This is a genomic window from Vibrio sp. R11-SG3-ISO3-SZ, from assembly GCF_059834345.1.
On the sequence record NZ_JCBDGX010000176.1, the window covers coordinates 1 to 2,448 of the forward strand.

A 2,448-nucleotide genomic window follows, 5' to 3' on the forward strand; every position below is an offset into this window, starting at 1 on the left:
ACAGATAAAGCCGCCAATCACCGGCTCAGGCAAACTGTATTTTTGCAGAACACGACTGCGCGATAAGACGAACTTACCGATAAAAAGTAGGATGATAGCGATAGTGAAGGATACAAAATCCACCACTTCGATGGTGTCGATCACCGATGTCTCCGATAGGGCCATATTACTCTCTGTTTGCCTCTTGTGGGTGAGTGCCTTGATAGATGAAATGCGCCAGCTCTGGGTGTGTCATCACTTGTTGGTAGCCGTGTTCAATCAGCCGCGTGACCTGCGCTTCTTTGAGATGAAAATCGGTTGGGATGGACTGAACAAAAGCCTGGTCCTCCGCCGTTGAGAGATTGATATCGACAAACAGATAGCGCCTATCAGGCTGCTGCGCTTGCCACTCATCCAAAATCATGCTGAGGTAGGTTTTGGACAAATCGTTGTAACGGTGGATCTGCACGTCACTGGCCGAACCCAATAGATTCGCCATTGTCGGCTCTTGCTTTTGATGGCCGATTTCCCAATCTGGACGCACCGCAGCATCGACCGAAATCACCACCACGGTTTGCAGGCGATCTTTCTCAGCAACTAAGCCAAAATCTTGGGTCGTCACTAAGTCATACAGGGCGTGCAGCCCGAGGTTGTCACTGATGCCACCATCGACCAAATGCAGATATTGATAACGCTCTCTGTCCTCAAATTTTTTCAGCGAACGATTGGTGGCGCTGTGTAAGGTACGGTGCCGACTCTGCGCGCTGTAGACCGCCCGCTCACAGCCGGGATAATTCTCGAGCAGGACAGGTGAGAACAGTAGAGGCACAGCACTGGACGCTGTGACAGCGTCACTAATTGAGTAACTATTTAAGTCGGAGCAAATGAGGTCAAAATACTCCTGGGTAAATGAAAAACGTGCGCCGGTCGAGAGATCGGTAGCATTGATAATGATCATCGGCCCTTCATCGCGTAGCGCCGAGAAGGTGGTATCTTGGAAAATATGCGCGTTGTAATAGTCCGCCGCCGCGGCCGAGCGCGCATGTTTGGAGAACCAGTACTCGGGGCTCATGACGATGTCTTTCAAACTTGTCGTCACATCTTTGTATAAAAACGCCTGTTCAAAATCGTCAAAGATGGCTTCGCCGTACAAGCCGTAATAGGCAGAGGTAAAACTGCCACCAGAGACAGAGCTGATGGCGTTAACCTGATCGAGCAAACGATGGGGTTGTCCTTGGTACTCATAGCGGTAGTCACGCAGTCCTTTCATGACACCGTAGGAAAACGCCGCTGCACGAGTGCCGCCGCCAGAAAAGCTCAGCAACACCACCGTATTGTCTGGCAGCGTGGCCATTTTTTCGCTCACCGTATAACGCGGTTCAGCCGAACTCGTCAGTGGTTGGTTGGTTTTTTCGGGGATCGATGAGCAGCCAGCCAAAGCAATGGCGCTGCACACTACCCAAGCGTTGGGTTTCATGTCAATTCCTTGGAGAAGAAAGCCTCACTGCTCATGAGGAGGACCAGTACTCATCGAGCAGTAAGACTTTGATTAATGCTTAGGTTTACCCGCGTTATTGCACCGTCCAATCACCGCCGAGCGATTTGTACACCGCCACGGTCGCTTGCGCCGCTTGCAGCTTGGCGGCTACTTGGCGATCTTGCATCACGCGGTGCTGACGCTGGGCGTCCAGCAGCGCAATGTAGTCAATCAGCCCTGCACGATAGAGTGACTTGGCTTTATCCAGCGCCCGATCGGTCGCCTGCATAGCAATGTCAATTTGATCGCGGTTTTGTTGGCTGCGGCCATAGGCAAATAGCGTCGAGTCCACTTCAGCAATCGCACTATTCACAGTGTGCTCGTAGCGCAGCGCGGCGTTGTTCAAGCGAGATTCCTGAATCTCTACATTCGCTTTGCCGCGTCCGCCATCAAATACGTTCCAGCTCACGCCGGCACTGCCCGCCCAGCCAAAGGAATCACTTTTAAACAGATCATCAAAGCTGCCAGCAGAAACACCTGGCGTACCAGTAATAAAGAACTTCGGATAGCGATTGGCCATCGCTGCGCCGAGCTCCTCATTGATGGCGGCCATATCACGCTCCGCGATACGAATATCTGGGCGGCGGGTCAGCAGTTCCGACGGCAAACCGACCGGAATCAAGCCTTGCAACTCAGGCACATTCTGATGCGTGGCTAGCTGGGTATCGATTTGAGTCAGCGGCACACCGAGTAAAATCGCCATGCGATGCTTATGCACCTGCTCCGCGATCTCTAACTGTGGAATGATCGCCTGCGTGGCCGCCAGCATGGCTTCGGCTTGCGATTGGTCAAGCGCCGAGCCGTAGCCACTGTTCACCACACTCGTCACCAACTTGAGGGTCTTCTTTTGATCCTCAATGTTCTCGAGCGCCAATTGCTTGCGCTGATGGGCGAGGTGCTGTTCATGCCACCTGTTGAGTAGTGATTAACCT

The 2,448-nt window shown here is 52.7% G+C and carries 2 protein-coding genes and 1 pseudogene; all 3 read right to left on the reverse strand.

Features of this window, described 5'->3' with window-relative positions:
* The coding region (locus tag AC6R1O_RS18565; protein ID WP_500657598.1) for a sodium/glutamate symporter at positions 1-165 on the reverse strand (165 nt) is incomplete at its 3' end.
* A gap of 1 nt (position 166) precedes the next feature.
* Positions 167-1,456 carry a patatin-like phospholipase family protein gene (locus AC6R1O_RS18570; RefSeq protein ID WP_500657597.1) on the reverse strand — a complete coding sequence of 430 codons (1,290 nt, stop codon included), beginning with the start codon at positions 1,454-1,456 and terminating at the stop codon, positions 167-169.
* Between the two features lie 94 nt (positions 1,457-1,550).
* Positions 1,551-2,408, reverse strand: a pseudogene (locus AC6R1O_RS18575) (TolC family protein); the annotation flags it as partial.
* Positions 2,409-2,448: the final 40 nt, after the last annotated feature.